The following is a 15,083-nucleotide window of genomic DNA, read 5'->3' as shown; positions in this document are numbered from 1 at the left end:
GCGCCGGTTTTCGCGCTTATGGGCTTCTGTTGGTTTCCGGGGGAATGAGGACGATATGTCGTACGTGGAAGTGCCGGGCGCGAAGGTGCCGATCCGGATGTGGGCGGACCCCGCGACGGTCGAGGGCGGCGCGATGCAGCAGCTCCGGAACGTCGCGACGCTGCCGTGGATCGAGGGTCTGGCGGTGATGCCGGACGTGCACTACGGCAAGGGCGCGACCGTGGGATCCGTCATCGCCATGCGCGGGGCGGTGTGCCCGGCGGCGGTGGGCGTGGACATCGGCTGCGGGATGTCGGCGGTGAGGACGTCCCTGACGGCGAACGACCTGCCAGGCGACCTCTCCCGGCTGCGGTCGAAGATCGAGGAGGCGATCCCGGTGGGGCGGGGCATGCACGACAGCGCCGTCGAGCCGGGGCGGATGCACGGGTTCGCGTCCGGCGGCTGGGACCGCTTCTGGGGCCGGTTCGACGGGGTCGCGGAGGCCGTCAAGTTCCGTCAGGAGCGGGCCGCGAAGCAGATGGGAACGCTCGGCGGAGGCAACCACTTCGTCGAAGTGTGCACGGATACGACCGGTTCGGTTTGGCTGATGCTGCACTCCGGGTCCCGGAACATCGGCAAGGAACTCGCCGAGCACCACATCGGCGTCGCCCGGGAACTTCCGCACAACCAGGGCCTGATCGACCGCGACCTCGCCGTCTTCGTCTCGGACACCCCGCAGATGGCGGCGTACCGCAACGACCTGTTCTGGGCCCAGGAGTACGCGAAGTTCAACCGGTCGATCATGATGGCGCTCCTGAAGGACGTGGTCCGCAAGGAGTTCAGGAAGGCGAAGCCGGTCTTCGAGCCGGAGATCTCCTGCCACCACAACTACGTGGCCGAGGAGCGGTACGAGGGGATGGACCTGCTCGTGACGCGCAAGGGCGCGATCCGGGCGGGCTCGGGCGAGTACGGGATCATCCCGGGCTCCATGGGCACGGGTTCGTACATCGTGAAGGGTCTCGGCAACGACAAGTCCTTCAACTCCGCCTCGCACGGCGCCGGCCGGCGGATGAGCCGCAGCGCGGCCAAGCGCCGGTTCACCACGGCGGACCTGGAGCAGCAGACCCAGGGCGTGGAGTGCCGCAAGGACTCCGGGGTCGTGGACGAGATCCCCGGTGCCTACAAGCCGATCGAGCGGGTCATCGACCAGCAGCGGGATCTGGTGGAGGTCGTGGCGCGGATCAAGCAGGTCGTCTGTGTGAAGGGCTGAGGGAGGGCCGGAGGGCTGAGGGGGTGAGGGAGGGCCGAGGGGGAGCGAGGGAGGGGCTGACGGCACGGGGGCGCGGTGGTGCGGCGGGTCACGCCTCTCGGTGCACCTTCGTGTTCGACGCCTGGGCGCGCGGGCGGACGACCAGGAGGTCGATGTTGACGTGCGCGGGGCGGGTGACCGTCCAGGTGATGGTGTCGGCGACGTCGTCGGCCGAGAGGGGCTCGGCGACACCGTCGTAGACCTTGGCCGCCCGCTCCTGGTCGCCGCCGAAGCGGGTCAGCGCGAACTCCTCGGTCTTCACCATGCCGGGGGCGATCTCGATGACGCGGACCGGGCGGCCGACGATCTCCAGGCGCAGGGTCTCGGCGAGGACGTGCTCGGCGTGCTTGGCGGCGACATAGCCCGCGCCGCCCTCGTAGGTGGCGTGGCCCGCCGTGGAGGAGACGATCACGACCGTGCCGTCGCCGCTCGCCTCCAGCTTGGGCAGGAGGGCCTGGGTGAGGTTGAGGGTGCCGAGGACGTTGGTCTCGTACATGCGGCGCCAGTCCTCGGGGTCGCCGGTGGCCACCGGGTCGGCACCGAGCGCGCCGCCCGCGTTGTTCACCAGGACGCCGATGGTCTTGAAGGCGCCCGCGAACTCGTCGACGGCCGTCCGGTCGGTCACGTCGAGGGGGTACGCGGTCGCCTTGTGGCCCGCCTCGGTGATCTCCTCGGCCAGCGCCTCGATGCGGTCCTTGCGGCGGGCCGTCAGCACGACGCGGTAACCGGCGGCGGCGAGCTGCCGGGCGGTGGCGGCGCCGATGCCGCTGCTCGCTCCCGTGATGACGGCGATACGGGACGCGGGGGACGGGGTGCGGGCCATGGGTGCTCCTCGGGCGGCGTTCGACGGGCCGCCGTCAGGATAGGCGGCCGGTGACGGGGCACGGCTCAGCCCCCCTCGGGGGTGCGGGGCACGGCTCACTCCCCCCTCGGGGGTGCGGGACAAGGCTCAGTCCCCCCTCGGCGCGTACATGATCAGTGCCATCCCGGTCAGGCAGACCAGCGCGCCCGTGAGGTCCCAGCGGTCGGGGCGGTAGCCGTCCGCGGCCATGCCCCACAGGATCGAACCGGCCACGAAGACGCCGCCGTACGCGGCGAGGATGCGGCCGAAGTGGGCGTCGGGCTGGAAGGTGGCGACGAAGCCGTACGCGCCGAGCGCGAGGACACCGCCGGTCGCCCAGAGCCAGCCGCGGTTCTCGCGCACGCCCTGCCAGACCAGCCAGGCGCCGCCGATCTCGAACAGGGCGGCGACGGCGAACAGGGCGGCGGACCGGAGGATGAGCATGCGGGGAGCTTCGCACGGGCGGCACCGGGACCGACGGCTCGCCCGCTCCCGGGCTTGCGGCCGGCCCCGCCCGCTCCCGGGCTCCCGTGCGTCCTGAGGCAAGGCCCCGGGCTTTGTGGGGCATGCCGCCCCGGTGGCGGCCGGTCATCCTGGGGGGCGATGAGCCGCCCCGCTGGAATAACTTCCCCGGCGCACTCGTTCAGGGTTATAGTTGAACGGTCAACAACTTGGAGGATGAGCGACCATGCAGTTCGGGATCTTCACCGTCGGCGACGTCACGCCGGACCCGACCACGGGCCGTACGCCGACCGAGCGGGAACGCATCAAGGCCATGGTCGCCATCGCGCTGAAGGCCGAAGAGGTCGGCCTCGACGTGTTCGCGACCGGTGAGCACCACAACCCGCCGTTCGTGCCCTCGTCGCCGACCACGATGCTCGGCTACATCGCGGCCCGCACCGAGCGGCTGATCCTCTCCACCTCGACCACGCTGATCACGACGAACGACCCGGTGAAGATCGCCGAGGACTTCGCGATGCTCCAGCACCTGGCCGACGGCCGGGTGGACGTGATGATGGGCCGCGGCAACACCGGCCCGGTCTACCCCTGGTTCGGCAAGGACATCCGCGAGGGCATCAACCTGGCGATCGAGAACTACGCCCTGGTGCACCGACTGTGGCGCGAGGACGTGGTGAACTGGAAGGGCAAGTTCCGCACGCCGCTGCAGGGCTTCACCTCCACGCCCCGCCCGCTGGACGGCGTCGCGCCGTTCGTCTGGCACGGCTCGATCCGCTCGCCCGAGATCGCCGAGCAGGCCGCGTACTACGGCGACGGCTTCTTCCACAACAACATCTTCTGGCCGGCCGACCACACCAAGCAGATGATCGAGCTGTACCGCAACCGCTACGCCCACTACGGGCACGGCACCCCGGAACAGGCCATCGTCGGCCTCGGCGGCCAGGTGTTCATGCGGAAGAACTCCCAGGACGCGGTCCGCGAGTTCCGCCCGTACTTCGACGTCGCCCCGGTCTACGGGCACGGGCCGACGCTGGAGGAGTTCACCGAGCAGACCCCGCTGACCGTCGGCTCCCCGCAGCAGGTCATCGAGAAGACGCTCGCCTTCCGCGAGTACGCCGGCGACTACCAGCGCCAGCTCTTCCTGATGGACCACGCCGGGCTGCCGCTGAAGACCGTCCTGGAGCAGCTCGACCTGCTCGGCGAGGAGGTCGTGCCGGTGCTGCGCAAGGAGTTCGCCAAGAACCGCCCGGCCGGCGTGCCGGACGCCCCGAACCACGCGTCGCTGCTGGCCAAGGCCGCCGACGGCGCCGCGAAGGCACAGCGCAAGGAAGGAGCGGACGCGTGAAGCTCGTCGTCGTCTCGGCGGGGCTGAGTGTCCCGTCCTCCACCCGGCTGCTCGGCGACCGCCTGGCCGCGGTCGCCGCTCCGGCGGCCACCGCCCCCGAGCCGCAGCGGGCCGATGTCCAGGTGATCGAGCTGCGCGACCTCGCGGTCGAGATCGCGCACACCTTCACCAGCGGGTTCCCCGAAGAGAAGCTGGCCGAGGCGTTCGGCGCGGTGGCCCGGGCGGACGGCCTGATCGTCGTCACGCCGGTGTTCTCGGCGTCGTACAGCGGACTGTTCAAGTCGTTCTTCGACGCGCTGAGCGTCAACGAACCGGAGGCCCTGACCGGCAAGCCGGTGCTGATCGCCGCGACCGGTGGCACCGCCCGGCACTCGCTCGTCCTCGACCACGCGCTCCGTCCGCTCTTCGCCTACCTCAAGGCCGTCGTCGTCCCCACCGGGGTCTACGCCGCCTCCGAGGACTGGGGCGCCGAGGGACTGGACGGCCGTATCGAGCGGGCCGCGGGGGAGCTGGCCGCCCTGATGGCGGGGCTGTCCACCGCCCGCCCGCTGCCCACGCGCGACACCTTCGAGGCGGTCGTGCCCTTCGAGGAACGGCTCGCGGCGCTGCGCCCCGCCGGGTGAGAGCCCGGTGAGAAGCGGGGACGCCGGGGCCCGCGCCCCGGTGCGCCGCGCGCCGTCTTGGCAGACTGGACGCGTGCGACACGTGCCCCAGGCAGTTCCTCAGACAGTTCCCCAGGTAGCTCCCCAGGCGGCTCCTCAGCCGGATCCCCGGTCCGTTGTTCAGACGGCTGTTCCGCCGGTGCCCCCGGCCGGTCCGCCGGCGGGGCCGCAGACGGTGCTGCTCGCCGAGGACGACCGCGCCATCCGCAACGCCCTGGAACGGGCCCTCACGCTGGAGGGCTACCGGGTCACGGCCGTCGCCGACGGTGCCCGCGCCCTGGCCGAGGCCCGCCGCGCCCGGCCCGACGTCCTCCTGCTCGACGTGATGATGCCGGGCGTCGACGGACTCCAGGTCTGCCGGGAACTGCGCGCGGAGGGCGACCCGACGCCGATCCTGATGCTGACGGCGCTCGTGGAGACCGCCGACCGCATCGCCGGTCTGGACGCGGGCGCCGACGACTACGTGGTCAAGCCGTTCGACGTCGAGGAGGTCTTCGCCCGGCTGCGGGCGCTGCTGCGCCGGACGACCGGCCCGGCCGAGCCGAACCCGCCCGCCCCCGCCGAGGGCGCCGGGGCCCCCGCCCCGGCCGAGCGCGCCGAACGCCCCCTCGCGGCCGCCGGGCTGCGCATGGACCCGCAGGCCCGCCGCGCCTGGCGCGGAACCCGCGAGCTGGAGCTGACCCGCACCGAGTTCGAGCTGCTGGAGCTGCTGGTGCGCAACGCGGGCGTCGTCCTCGACCACGCCACCATCTACGACCGCATCTGGGGCTACGACTTCGGCCCCGGTTCGAAGAACCTCGCCGTCTACGTCGGCTACCTGCGCCGCAAGCTCGACGAGCCGGGCGCGCCGCCGCTGATCCAGACCGTGCGGGGCGTGGGTTACGTGCTGCGGGAGAGCTGAGGTGCGAAGACGTCCGCCGGACCCCTCCGGTGCCGTACGGCGGCCCCGGCTGGCGTCCCTGCGGACCACTTTCGCGGTCTCCTTCGCCACGGTCACGGCCGTGGTGACGGTCCTCGTCGGCGTGCTGTCGTACAACGCCGCCGCCCGGCTGGTCCGGGTCGACCAGGAGACCGTCTTCGACCAGGTCGTCAGCGATCTGCGGGACGAGGTGCGCCAGCAGCGGATGAGCCCGCCCGACTTCTCCTCCTCCGCGCCCGGTCACGACATCGTGCGCCCGGCCCGTACGGACGTGCAGGTGCTCGGGCCGGGCGGTGAGGTCTCGGACGCCTCCAGCCCCCGCCTGCCGGTCACCGGCGCCGACCGCCGCACCGCCGGGACCGGTCCGGCCGGGCGGATGGTCCAGCACGAGGACGTCGACGTCGGCGACGACGTCTACCGCGTCGCGACCGTCTCCCTGGGCGGCGGCCGGGGCGCGGTGCAGGTGGCGCAGGAGTTCAGCGACACCGAGGATCTGCTGCGCGCCCTGCAGCGGCAGTCGCTGGTCCTGATGGCCGCGGTGGTGACCGCGGCGGGGCTCTTCGGCTGGTGGCTGGCCCGGCGTATCACCCGCCGCCTGGTGGCCCTGACCTCGGCCGCCGAGGACGTGGCCCGCACCCGCCGGCTCGGCATCCAGGTGCCGGTCACCGGATACGACGAGGTGGGCCGCCTCGGCCGGGCCTTCGACCGGATGCTGGGCCGCCTCGCCCAGTCGGAGGAGGACCAGCGCCGCCTGGTCCAGGACGCGGGCCACGAGCTGCGCACCCCGCTGACCTCGCTGCGGACCAACATCTCGCTGCTGCGCCGGATCGACGAACTCCCGCCCGCGGCGCGCGAGGAACTCGTCGCCGACCTCGGGCAGGAGGCCCGGGAGCTGACCGACCTGGTCAACGAGCTGGTCGACCTCGCGGCCGGCCAGTCGGACACCGAGCCGCCGCAGCGGGTCGACGTCGCCGCCCTCGCGCACGACGTGGCGGTACTGTCCCGGCGCCGCACCGGCCGCGAGATCACCGTCGTCCGCGGCGGGGACACCGCGGTCGACGGCCGGCCGGCCATGCTGACCCGGGCCCTGTCCAACCTGGTCGAGAACGCCACCAAGTTCGACCGCGAGGGCGTCGCCCCCGTCGAGATCGCCGTCACCGGGCCCGTCCCCGCCGGTCCCCGGCCCGCTTCGGGCGGCATCGTGGCGCCCGCGGGCCCGGTCCGGATCGAGGTCCGCGACCGGGGCCCCGGCATCGAGGAGGGCGACCTGACCCGTGTCTTCGACCGCTTCTACCGCTCCACCGACGCCCGCTCCCGCCCCGGCTCGGGCCTCGGCCTCTCCATCGTGCGGGAGGTGGCACTGGCGCACGCGGGGGCGCCGTTCGCCTTCCGGCGGGACGGGGGAGGGTCGGTGATCGGGTTCACGGTCACCGGGGCGGTACCGGACGAGGACCAGGGGCCCGCCGGGGCGGCGGACTGAGCGGCCGTACGCCGGGGCAGCGTCCGCCGGGGTGGCGGGCTGAGCGGCCGTCCGGCGGGGCAGCGTCCGCCGGGGTGGCGGGCTGAGCGGCCGTCCGGCGGGGCAGCATCCCTCGGGCGGGCGGGCGGCGTCCCGTGAGGGAGACGGCGTGGAGAGGGAGGGGTGGGGTCGTGCGGAGTGACGAGGCCATGCTGAACGTGGACGGTGCGAAGGCCGCGCCGTGCTGAGCGGCGAGGAGGCCGCGGCGCTCGCGGCGGTCGACGAGGCGGAGCTGGCCCGGACGCTGCTGGAGCTGATCGCGGTGCCCAGCGTGACCGGCAGCCCCGCGGAGTCCGAGCTGCAGCACCTGCTGGCGGGCCGGCTGGAACGGCTCGGCCTCGACGTCGACCTGTGGTCCATGGACCTGCCCGCGCTGCGGGCCGATCCGGACTTCCCCGGCGCGGAGGCGGCCCGCGACGAGGCGTGGGGCCTGGTCGGCACCACCGGGGACGGCGGCGGTGACGGCCCGACGCTGATACTCCAGGGACATGTCGACGTCGTGCCGCCCGGCGACCTCGCGGGCTGGGACGGCGACCCGTTCGTGCCCCGGGTGACCGGGGACGTCGTCCACGGGCGCGGCGCCTGCGACATGAAGGCGGGGCTGGCGGCCCAGCTCGCCGCCCTCGCCGCGATCCGGGCGGCCGGGGTGCGCCTGCGCGGCCGTATCGCCGCGCACTTCGTCGTGGGCGAGGAGGACGGGGGCCTCGGCGCCTTCGGCACCCTGCGCCGCGGCCACGGCGGCGACGCCTGTGTCATCGGCGAACCGACCGCCGGCACGCTGGTCACCGCCAACGCCGGCGCCCTGACCTTCCGGATCACCGTGCCCGGCAAGGCGGCCCACGCCGCCACCCGGGAGCAGGGCGTCAGCGCGATCGACGCGTATCTGCCGCTGCACCGGGCGCTCGCGGAACTGGAGCGGGCCCGCAACACGGACCCGCCCCCGCTGATGGCCGAGTACCCCGTCCCGTACGGCCTGTCGGTCGGCAGGCTGCGCGCCGGCGACTGGGCGAGCAGCGTGCCGGACCTGCTGACCGCCGAGGGCCGGCTCGGCGTCCGGCTCGGCGAGGACCCGGCGCGGGCGCGCACCGCGCTGGAACGGTGCGTGGCGCTGGCCTGCGCCGCCGACTCCTGGCTGCGGGACCACCCGGCCACGGTGACCTGGCCCGGCGGCCAGTTCGCGGCCGGCGGCCTCGCCGCCGGCCATCCGCTGCCCGGCCTGCTGCGCTCGGCCCACACCGACGCGGTCCCCGCCCCCGGCCCGCTGCGCGAACGCGGCGCCCCGTACGGCAGCGACCTGCGCCTGTACGCCGCCGCGGGCATTCCCACGCTGCAGTACGGCCCGGGGGACATCCAGGTCGCGCACAGTGGGCGCGAGCGGGTGTCGCTGGGGGAGGTGGTGGCGGTGGCGCGGACGCTGGTGGTGGGGGCGTTGCGGGTGGTCGGGACGGGGTGACGCCGGTGCCGGGGGAGGCGCCCGAGTTCCTCGGTGTGGTCGAGAAGACCGGTTCCGAGGTGCGCGCCCTGCGGCGCGGTGACGAAGTGCTGGCCCCGTTCTTCCACTACGACGACACCTGCGCGTACTGCCGGGCCGTCACCGTCACCGTCACCGGCGACGGCGCGGTGGGCCTGGCCTGGTCCCGCCCCCGCCCCCGGCCCCGGTCCCGCCCCCGGCCCCGGCCTTCGCGTAGCGCGCGGCGAGCATGGTGAAGGCGTCGGCCAGTTCCGGTGGCCCGATGACCTGGATGTCGGTGTCGAAGCGGCCGAGGGCGGCGGCGAGGCCGGTCCACGACCAGGAGCCGAGGGTGAGGCGGCAGCGGTCGGGGCCGAGTTCCTCGACGACACCGTCCGGCGCGAAGGGGGCGACGGCTCGCCCGGGGAGGCCGAGGACGACTTCGCCGCGGCAGGGCCAGTCGGTGCCGGTGCCGTCCGTGCCGCGGAACCGGCCGGTGACGAACGCGGCCACGTCGCGGCCCGGGAGCGCGCGCGGCGTGAAGCGCCGGCCGGTGGGGACGCGGGGCCGCATGCGGTCGACGCGGAAGGTGCGCCAGTCGGCACGGTCGAGGTCCCAGGCGATCACGTACCAGCGGCCGTGCCAGGTGAGCAGGTGGTGGGGCTGGGTGCGGCGGGGCGGCCCGGCGGGGCCGTCGGTGTCAGGGCCGCAGTAGTCGAAGCGCAGTTCCTCGCGGGCGCGGACGACGCGACCCAGCTCGGCGAGGAGCCGCGTGCCGACCGGGGCGGCTGGGGAGGAAGGGGCGGCCGGGGCGGAAGAGGAAGGGGCGGCCGGGGCGGTCCCGGGTGGCGGGACGGCGGTGATCCGCAGCATGTCGACGCGCTGACGCAGCCGGGGCGGCAGGACCTGGCGGACGGTGGCCAGGGCCCGCGCGGCGTCCTCGCCGAGGGCGGGATCGGCGGCCGCGGCCCGCAGGGCGAGGGCGAGGGCGACGGCCTGGCCGTCGTCGAACAGCAGCGGGGGCAGGCGCGAGCCGGCGGCCAGGCGGTAGCCGCCCGAGGGTCCCTTGAGCGCGCGGATCGGATAGCCCAGTTCCCGCAGGCGGCCGATGTCGCGCCGTACCGTGCGCGCGGTGATGCCGAGCCGCCCGGCGAGGTCGTCGCCGGACCAGTCGCGGGGCGTCTGGAGCAGCGAGAGCAGCGTCAGCAGCCTTGAGGACGTCTTCTGCATGCCCGCCAGTGTGCCCGCGGTACAGGACACAACCTGTCCGCCACCGCTGGAAAGGTGGTCACCACAACCCGCCGGAGAGGGCGCACAGGCCCCGGCCCCGGCAGCCGCGGCGCCGCGGGGGCCTGGCTGTCCCGGCCCTCCCGGCCCACCTCATTACTTACGGAGAACGACATGTCCGTCACGACCACCACCCACCTGAACTTCCGGGGCGACGCGCGGGCAGCGCTGGACCACTACCGGTCCGTCTTCGGTGGCCGCGTCACCGCCGTCACGTACCAGGACGTGGGCGAGGTGCGCGTCGAGGAGGAGGCGGACCGGGTGGTGTGGGGCGAGGTGACCGGCGAAAACGGCTTCCACGTCATGGCCTACGACGTGCCCTCCTCCCAGCCCTGGGACCAGGGCAGCAACCCGTTCTACGTCTCCGTACGCGGCGACGACACGGACGAGATCAGCGCCCTCTGGCAGAAACTGGCGCAGGGGTCGACGGTGGTGCATCCCCTGGCCCCCTCGCAGTGGGCCCCGCTGTACGGCATGCTCACCGACCGCTTCGGCGTGACCTGGGTCCTGGACGTGGCCGCCCCGTACCACGGCTGACCCCCGCCCCGGCGGGCCGGGCGTCCGGATTCCCGCGTTGCGGCAGGATTGACGTCATGAGGACCCGACCTGTGCTGGTCTACGACGGTGACTGCCGTTTCTGCACGACGTCAGTGACCGTCCTCCAGCGCCTGCTGCGACCCGACTGCTCCGTCACGCCATGGCAGTTCGCGGACCTGGCCTCGCTCGGCACCACGCGGCGACGGGCCGAGTACGAGGTGCTGTGGATCACGCCCGCCGGGACGGTGTTCGGGGGAGCGCAGGCGGTCGCCAGGCTGTTGCTGCGCGCGGGCAAGGGGTGGGCCGTCCTCGGTGCGCTGCTCACCCTGCCGCCCCTGCGGTGGGTGGCGCACGGCGTCTACCGGATCGTCGCGGACAACCGCGCCCGCCTGCCGGGCGGAACCGCGGCCTGCGCCCTCCCCGCGGACCGCCGCTGACGGTGCGGGGCCGGCCCGCGGGGCACGGACCCGGCCCCCGCTTCGGCGCGCGTCCAGGGACCAGCGCCGACCGCACGCGAGTGGAACGACGTCACCCTTAGGTCCTGACTGAGCACCGTGTCACCGGTGTTCGTGACCCCGGAACCCGCCAGAACCGAGGAACTGGCGGCGGTACCCAGCGGTGCGGGTGTGGCGGTCGCCGGCGTCGACACGACGGCGACCATCACCGCGGCGACCACCGCGGCGACCACCGCGGCGAGGCCCGTGGTCAGCCCTCCCCGATGAGATGAAGCGGGCCGCCCGTCCGGCCACCCTCCCCCCCCCCGCAGTGCCGCCCCCCCCACGTGGGTCCCGGGGTCCGGGAGCTGGAGTGCCTCCGCCATGCGGCGACAACGGCCTCATCTCGCCTTCTTGTCATACTGACAGGAAACGAAGTACGGTGCAGGGCATGCAAGCTGACGTGTGGTCACCCCCGCCGGTGCTCTTGACGGTCGATCTCGTGATCTTGACGCTGCGTGAGGGGCGACTGTGTGTCCTGCTCGTCGAGCGGGGCGAAGATCCTTTTCAGGGCATGCCGGCGCTGCCCGGCGGATTCCTCAATCACGCGGGTGAGGAGATTCTGGACGCCGCCCACCGCGAGCTGAGGAAACCGCTCTGGGCGCCGGATGGGTGCACCTTGAACAGTTGGCGACCTACGGGACCGCAGGCCGTGACCCACGGGGGCGAGTCGTTTCCGTGGCTCACCTGGCGATCGCGCCGGGGCTGCCCGAACCGGTCGCGGGAACGGACGCCGCGGATGTCGCGTGGGTTCCCGCGGCAGCCGTCCTGTCCGGAGAGATGGAACTGGCCTTCGACCACCGCCGGATCGTGACGGACGGAGTCGAGAGCGCGCGCACCAAGCTCGAATACTCGGCGCTGGCCACGGCATTCTGCGGCGAGGTCTTCACCATCGCTGAGCTGCAGCAGGTGTACGAGGCGGTGTGGGGCACCGAACTCGACACCCGCAATTTCTACCGGAAGATCCAGGCCGTGAAGGGATTCATCGTCCCCGCCGGCTCGGCACGCAGGACCACGGGAGGACGGCCCGCGCGGCTGTACCGGGCCGGGCCGAAGACGGTGCTGTCCCCACCGCTGATCCGGCCCGCGCCGTCCACGACGGACGAAGACACGAGAGAGGAAGAGGAGTAGATGTCGAAAGACCTGGTGGTGATCCTCACCGCCCTCAATCTCGAGTACCAGGCAGTGCACCGGAAACTGGCCGGTCCACAGGTGCGCCGTCATGAGCGTGGGACGCGGTTCGAGGTGGGAACCGTGCGGGGCACTTCATGCCGTGTCGCGCTCGGTCTGACCAACAAGGGCAATCATTCCGCCGCGGTGATCGCCGAGCGCGCGATACAGGAGTTCTCGCCGGTGGCCGTGTTGTTCGTCGGCGTCGCCGGTGCCCTGTGGGACACCGCCAGAATGGGCGACGTGGTGATGGCGACACATGTGTACGCCTACCACGGCGGGACCAGTGAGGACGACGGACTCAAGGCCCGTCCCCGGGTGTGGGAGGCGGCGCACGGCATCAGCCAGCTCGGCTCGCATCTGGCTCGGGTGAACGACTGGGCCGACGAGACGCCCGGTCAGGAGCAGGCGCCGCAGGTGCGCTTCGGCGCGATCGCCGCCGGCGAGGTCGTACAGAACTCGAGGATCTCGGCCGAGGCGCGGTGGATCCGGCAGCACTACAACGACGCGCTCGCGATCGAGATGGAGGCCGCCGGTGTGGCGCAGGCCGCTCATCTCAACGGGGCGCCGGTGGCCGTCATCCGGGGAATCAGCGACTGGGCCGACGGTACGAAGAACAGCGCGGAGGACCGTGACCGGCAACCGCGGGCCGCGGCGAACGCGGCGGCGTTCGCCACCCGGCTGGCCGTGGAACTGGTGGGAGAACAGGAGCAGATCGCCATGTCCCAGGAAGACCGGGCCCATGCGCCCGACAGGCTCAAAGGGCACATCAGCAACACCGCCCACGACAGTACCGTCGGCATCATGGCCGGTTCGGTCAAGGGGAGCAGTGTCTCCTTGAACGCCCCGGCGAGGGTGACCGGTCCGGCGGACCTGGTCGCGGAACTGGACGGCTTCCGCGAGCACCTGAAGCGTCACCACGCCGAGGGCGCCCTCGACGACGACACCCATCGGGAGGCGCTGGCCGAGCTGGGCTTCGCCCGCCGGGCGGCAAGGGAGAACTCCCCCGAATCGTCCAAGCGGGCGACCCTGGCACTCAAGCGATTACGGGGTCTGATCGCGGACTTCCCCGAGCTGGCGGCCAGGCTGGCACCGCTGGTCCTCGCCGCCGGTGACTTGTCATGAACGACGGCAGCGCTGGCACGCACAACGCGGCGTACGGCTCCACCGTCGGATTCCAGGCCGAGGTGGTACACAACTCCACCGTCAACTTCGTTCATCCGGACGCCTCGCCCCAGGAGAAGTACACGGTCGGTGTGCGGTTCCTGGCGGACGGCGTCCCCAGCCGGGCCCGCGACCTGATCAGTGACGCGATCGCCCACGGACACGACAACGCGGAGGTCCGCTTCCACTGGGTGCTCGCCATGCTCAGCGCACGCGCCTACCACGACCTCGGCACCGAAGAACTCCAGCGGCTGCGTCAGGCCTCCCGGCTCGTGGAGACCTACGCCGAGGGGGAGTGGAAAGACGCGCTGCGTATCGCTTTCGAGCTGCTGGCGATGCTCAGCACCGCGGACGGTGGAACGGGACGCGTACTGGAGCGGCTGCGAGCCCTGTCGTCGCGCCGGCGTGACCAGATCCTCCGCCACCTCGACCTCGTCCTCACCGGAGGGCTGAAGGACAGCCTGTGGGCCGAGAACCGCGAGCGGGCCGAGACGGCCCGTTTCGGCAGCAACCGGACCCGACGGGTCTGGGCCTACTTCGAACCCGACCCCATCGGGCCTCGGGCCATGCCGCCCCGTCCGAGCACCGCCGCTGCCGCCCGGGCGGCCCTCCCGGTGCGTGCCGGCGTGTTCGTCGTCGTCACCGCGTTCCTCTGGATCCTGGCACTGCTCGCGGATCCGGCCGCGGCGGTCGTCGAGTTGCTGGTGGCGCTCGGTACGGGTCTGACCGCGGCTCGTCTCGGTCACCGATGGTGGTACCAGAAACATCGGTCGAAGGCCAGGAACAGCGAGCAGCACGGCTTGCACCTGCACGATTCCGCCTCCAACGGAGACGGGTTCACCCACCGCGTCCGTCAATCGTTCGACTACCACTTCAGTACCGGCGTGCCCCACGGAGTCACCCCGCGTCAATGGCTCAGTCACACCGCCCACCTCCGCGACGTCCTCGTCACCGAGATCGCGCTTCTCTACCGAGAGAGCCGGATCGGCGTGGACCGGGTCAACTGGCTGATCCGCCATCTCGCTGAGGACGCCCGGGAGCGGCACACCGCGGGTACCTTGCTCGATCACCGCGACCAGAGCCAGAACCGGACGCCGGCGCTGGAGAAGGCGCTGTGCGTGGTCGCGTGCGTCGTTCTCGGCATCACGACCCTGATCCTGCTCGGAACAGTGGCCTCGGGCAGCGGCGTGATGCGGATGCTGCTGGCCCTCCTGGCCTTGGGAGTTGCGGTCCGGTCCGGACGCGCGGCGGCGTCCTCGTGGCTGGAGGCCAAGAGCGAAGAGCGCCGCATGACCGAGGAGACCAAGGAGTACGAGGAGCGGCTGGCCGCCCGGCAGATCGCGTACCTGACCTGGAAGTCGTTCCTGGACATCACGCGACCCAGTGAGCTGGAAATGGAGACCTGGCTCACCTGCGACAAGACGCTGTTCGTCGACGAAGCACTCCGTCACTACCAGCTCACCTGGCGCGACCTGATCACCCACTCCATTCTGGTGACGCCCGCACGTCCCTACAAGCGAGGGCGTCTGAAGGGCGGTCCCTGGCGGTACTCGCGCTACAGCTTCCGGCTTTTCCTGGTCACACAGGACGGCGTCCGTGAGATCAGCACGGAGCTGGATTTCGCCGACGCGAAACGCGGGGACGAGCAGCGGAGCAACTACCGGTTCGACGCGTTGTCCTCCGTACAGGTCACGGAACGTGCCCAGGTCGGCTACGACCTGGAGCTCGTCCTCACCAACGGGCCGTCCAGGAACATTCGTGTCAAGGACGCCGACACCCATCAACTGGCGCCGGACGAGAACGCCCAGGAGATCGCCGAGATCAACCTCAATGCGGCTGGTTTCATCCACACCTTCCGCCTCCTGGAAGGCATCGCGGCGGACGGAAAGGGGTGGATCGAACGGAACAACCCCAACAATCTGCCGCCCTTCCGCGCTGACGACTGAGT

14 protein-coding genes and 1 pseudogene are annotated in these 15,083 nt (G+C 72.4%); 12 read left to right on the top strand and 3 right to left on the bottom strand.

Annotated elements, in window-relative coordinates:
* The first annotated feature begins 55 nt into the window (after positions 1-55).
* Positions 56-1,249, top strand: coding sequence for an RtcB family protein (locus ABEB00_RS02830; protein ID WP_345617197.1), 1,194 nt, complete (start codon positions 56-58; stop codon positions 1,247-1,249).
* An 88-nt stretch (positions 1,250-1,337) separates the two neighbouring features.
* On the opposite strand, the gene ABEB00_RS02825 is transcribed toward ABEB00_RS02830, so the two are convergent.
* Together ABEB00_RS02825 and ABEB00_RS02820 are read right to left on the bottom strand one after the other, a co-directional pair.
* Positions 1,338-2,111 carry an SDR family NAD(P)-dependent oxidoreductase gene (locus ABEB00_RS02825; RefSeq protein ID WP_345617195.1) on the bottom strand — a complete coding sequence of 258 codons (774 nt, stop codon included), beginning with the start codon at positions 2,109-2,111 and terminating at the stop codon, positions 1,338-1,340.
* Between the two features lie 126 nt (positions 2,112-2,237).
* Entirely contained in the window at positions 2,238-2,573 is a 336-nt protein-coding gene (locus ABEB00_RS02820) for a YnfA family protein (protein ID WP_345617194.1), read from the bottom strand.
* Between the two features lie 244 nt (positions 2,574-2,817).
* On the opposite strand from ABEB00_RS02820, the gene ABEB00_RS02815 reads away from it, so the two are divergent.
* The 5 genes from ABEB00_RS02815 (at position 2,818) to ABEB00_RS02795 (ending at position 8,486) form a co-directional block, all read left to right on the top strand.
* A complete protein-coding gene (locus ABEB00_RS02815) occupies positions 2,818-3,933 on the top strand; it encodes an LLM class flavin-dependent oxidoreductase (protein ID WP_345617193.1) in 1,116 nt (371 codons plus the stop codon).
* On the top strand, positions 3,930-4,556 hold the full coding sequence (locus ABEB00_RS02810; protein WP_345617192.1) for an FMN reductase: 627 nt from the start codon (positions 3,930-3,932) through the stop codon (positions 4,554-4,556). The genes ABEB00_RS02815 and ABEB00_RS02810 overlap by 4 nt, the downstream gene beginning before the upstream one ends.
* Positions 4,557-4,734: 178 nt before the next feature.
* On the top strand, positions 4,735-5,496 hold the full coding sequence (locus tag ABEB00_RS02805) for a response regulator transcription factor (protein WP_345617191.1): 762 nt from the start codon (positions 4,735-4,737) through the stop codon (positions 5,494-5,496).
* 1 nt (position 5,497) lies between these two features.
* Positions 5,498-6,994, top strand: coding sequence for a HAMP domain-containing sensor histidine kinase (locus tag ABEB00_RS02800; RefSeq protein ID WP_345617190.1), 1,497 nt, complete (start codon positions 5,498-5,500; stop codon positions 6,992-6,994).
* Positions 6,995-7,214: 220 nt separating this feature from the next.
* A complete protein-coding gene (locus ABEB00_RS02795; protein WP_345617189.1) occupies positions 7,215-8,486 on the top strand; it encodes an ArgE/DapE family deacylase in 1,272 nt (423 codons plus the stop codon).
* A gap of 150 nt (positions 8,487-8,636) precedes the next feature.
* Here the strand turns inward: ABEB00_RS02795 and ABEB00_RS02785 are convergent, their stop codons facing one another.
* Positions 8,637-9,713: a helix-turn-helix transcriptional regulator gene (locus tag ABEB00_RS02785; RefSeq protein ID WP_345617186.1), complete on the bottom strand. Its 1,077-nt coding sequence runs from the start codon at positions 9,711-9,713 to the stop codon at positions 8,637-8,639.
* A 171-nt stretch (positions 9,714-9,884) separates the two neighbouring features.
* Here ABEB00_RS02785 and ABEB00_RS02780 point away from each other — a divergent pair, with 171 nt between their 5' ends.
* The 6 genes and pseudogenes from ABEB00_RS02780 (at position 9,885) to ABEB00_RS02755 (ending at position 15,081) form a co-directional block, all read left to right on the top strand.
* The gene (locus ABEB00_RS02780; RefSeq protein ID WP_345617185.1) at positions 9,885-10,307 is read left to right on the top strand and encodes a VOC family protein; all 423 of its coding nucleotides are present in this window, start codon (positions 9,885-9,887) and stop codon (positions 10,305-10,307) included.
* A 56-nt stretch (positions 10,308-10,363) separates the two neighbouring features.
* Positions 10,364-10,744, top strand: a complete 381-nt coding sequence (locus ABEB00_RS02775) for a thiol-disulfide oxidoreductase DCC family protein (protein WP_345617184.1) — start codon at positions 10,364-10,366, stop codon at positions 10,742-10,744.
* Between the two features lie 126 nt (positions 10,745-10,870).
* Positions 10,871-11,029: a hypothetical protein gene (locus tag ABEB00_RS02770; RefSeq protein ID WP_345617183.1), complete on the top strand. Its 159-nt coding sequence runs from the start codon at positions 10,871-10,873 to the stop codon at positions 11,027-11,029.
* 163 nt (positions 11,030-11,192) lie between these two features.
* Positions 11,193-11,932: pseudogene (locus tag ABEB00_RS02765) on the top strand (NUDIX hydrolase).
* Positions 11,933-13,096, top strand: a complete 1,164-nt coding sequence (locus ABEB00_RS02760) for a 5'-methylthioadenosine/S-adenosylhomocysteine nucleosidase family protein (RefSeq protein ID WP_345617182.1) — start codon at positions 11,933-11,935, stop codon at positions 13,094-13,096. It begins immediately after the preceding pseudogene.
* Complete coding sequence (locus tag ABEB00_RS02755; RefSeq protein WP_345617181.1) at positions 13,093-15,081, top strand: hypothetical protein; 1,989 nt, start codon at positions 13,093-13,095, stop codon at positions 15,079-15,081. Before ABEB00_RS02760 ends, ABEB00_RS02755 begins: the two co-directional genes overlap by 4 nt.
* Positions 15,082-15,083: the final 2 nt, after the last annotated feature.

It is taken from the genome of Streptomyces ziwulingensis (assembly GCF_039542605.1).
Taxonomy (GTDB): Bacteria; Actinomycetota; Actinomycetes; order Streptomycetales; family Streptomycetaceae; genus Streptomyces; species Streptomyces ziwulingensis.
Note: the sequence above shows the minus strand (reverse complement) of the source record. Positions and strands in the feature narration are given on the sequence as shown.

Excerpts from the sequence above, each read along its gene's own strand:
- ABEB00_RS02830 (WP_345617197.1), top strand. The coding sequence starts at position 56 with ATGTCGTACGTGGAAGTGCCGGGCGCGAAGGTGCCGATCCGGATGTGG.
- ABEB00_RS02825 (WP_345617195.1), bottom strand. The coding sequence starts at position 2,111 with ATGGCCCGCACCCCGTCCCCCGCGTCCCGTATCGCCGTCATCACGGGA.
- ABEB00_RS02820 (WP_345617194.1), bottom strand. The coding sequence starts at position 2,573 with ATGCTCATCCTCCGGTCCGCCGCCCTGTTCGCCGTCGCCGCCCTGTTC.
- ABEB00_RS02815 (WP_345617193.1), top strand. The coding sequence starts at position 2,818 with ATGCAGTTCGGGATCTTCACCGTCGGCGACGTCACGCCGGACCCGACC.
- ABEB00_RS02785 (WP_345617186.1), bottom strand. The coding sequence starts at position 9,713 with ATGCAGAAGACGTCCTCAAGGCTGCTGACGCTGCTCTCGCTGCTCCAG.
- ABEB00_RS02780 (WP_345617185.1), top strand. The coding sequence starts at position 9,885 with ATGTCCGTCACGACCACCACCCACCTGAACTTCCGGGGCGACGCGCGG.
- ABEB00_RS02775 (WP_345617184.1), top strand. The coding sequence starts at position 10,364 with ATGAGGACCCGACCTGTGCTGGTCTACGACGGTGACTGCCGTTTCTGC.
- ABEB00_RS02760 (WP_345617182.1), top strand. The coding sequence starts at position 11,933 with ATGTCGAAAGACCTGGTGGTGATCCTCACCGCCCTCAATCTCGAGTAC.
- ABEB00_RS02755 (WP_345617181.1), top strand. The coding sequence starts at position 13,093 with ATGAACGACGGCAGCGCTGGCACGCACAACGCGGCGTACGGCTCCACC.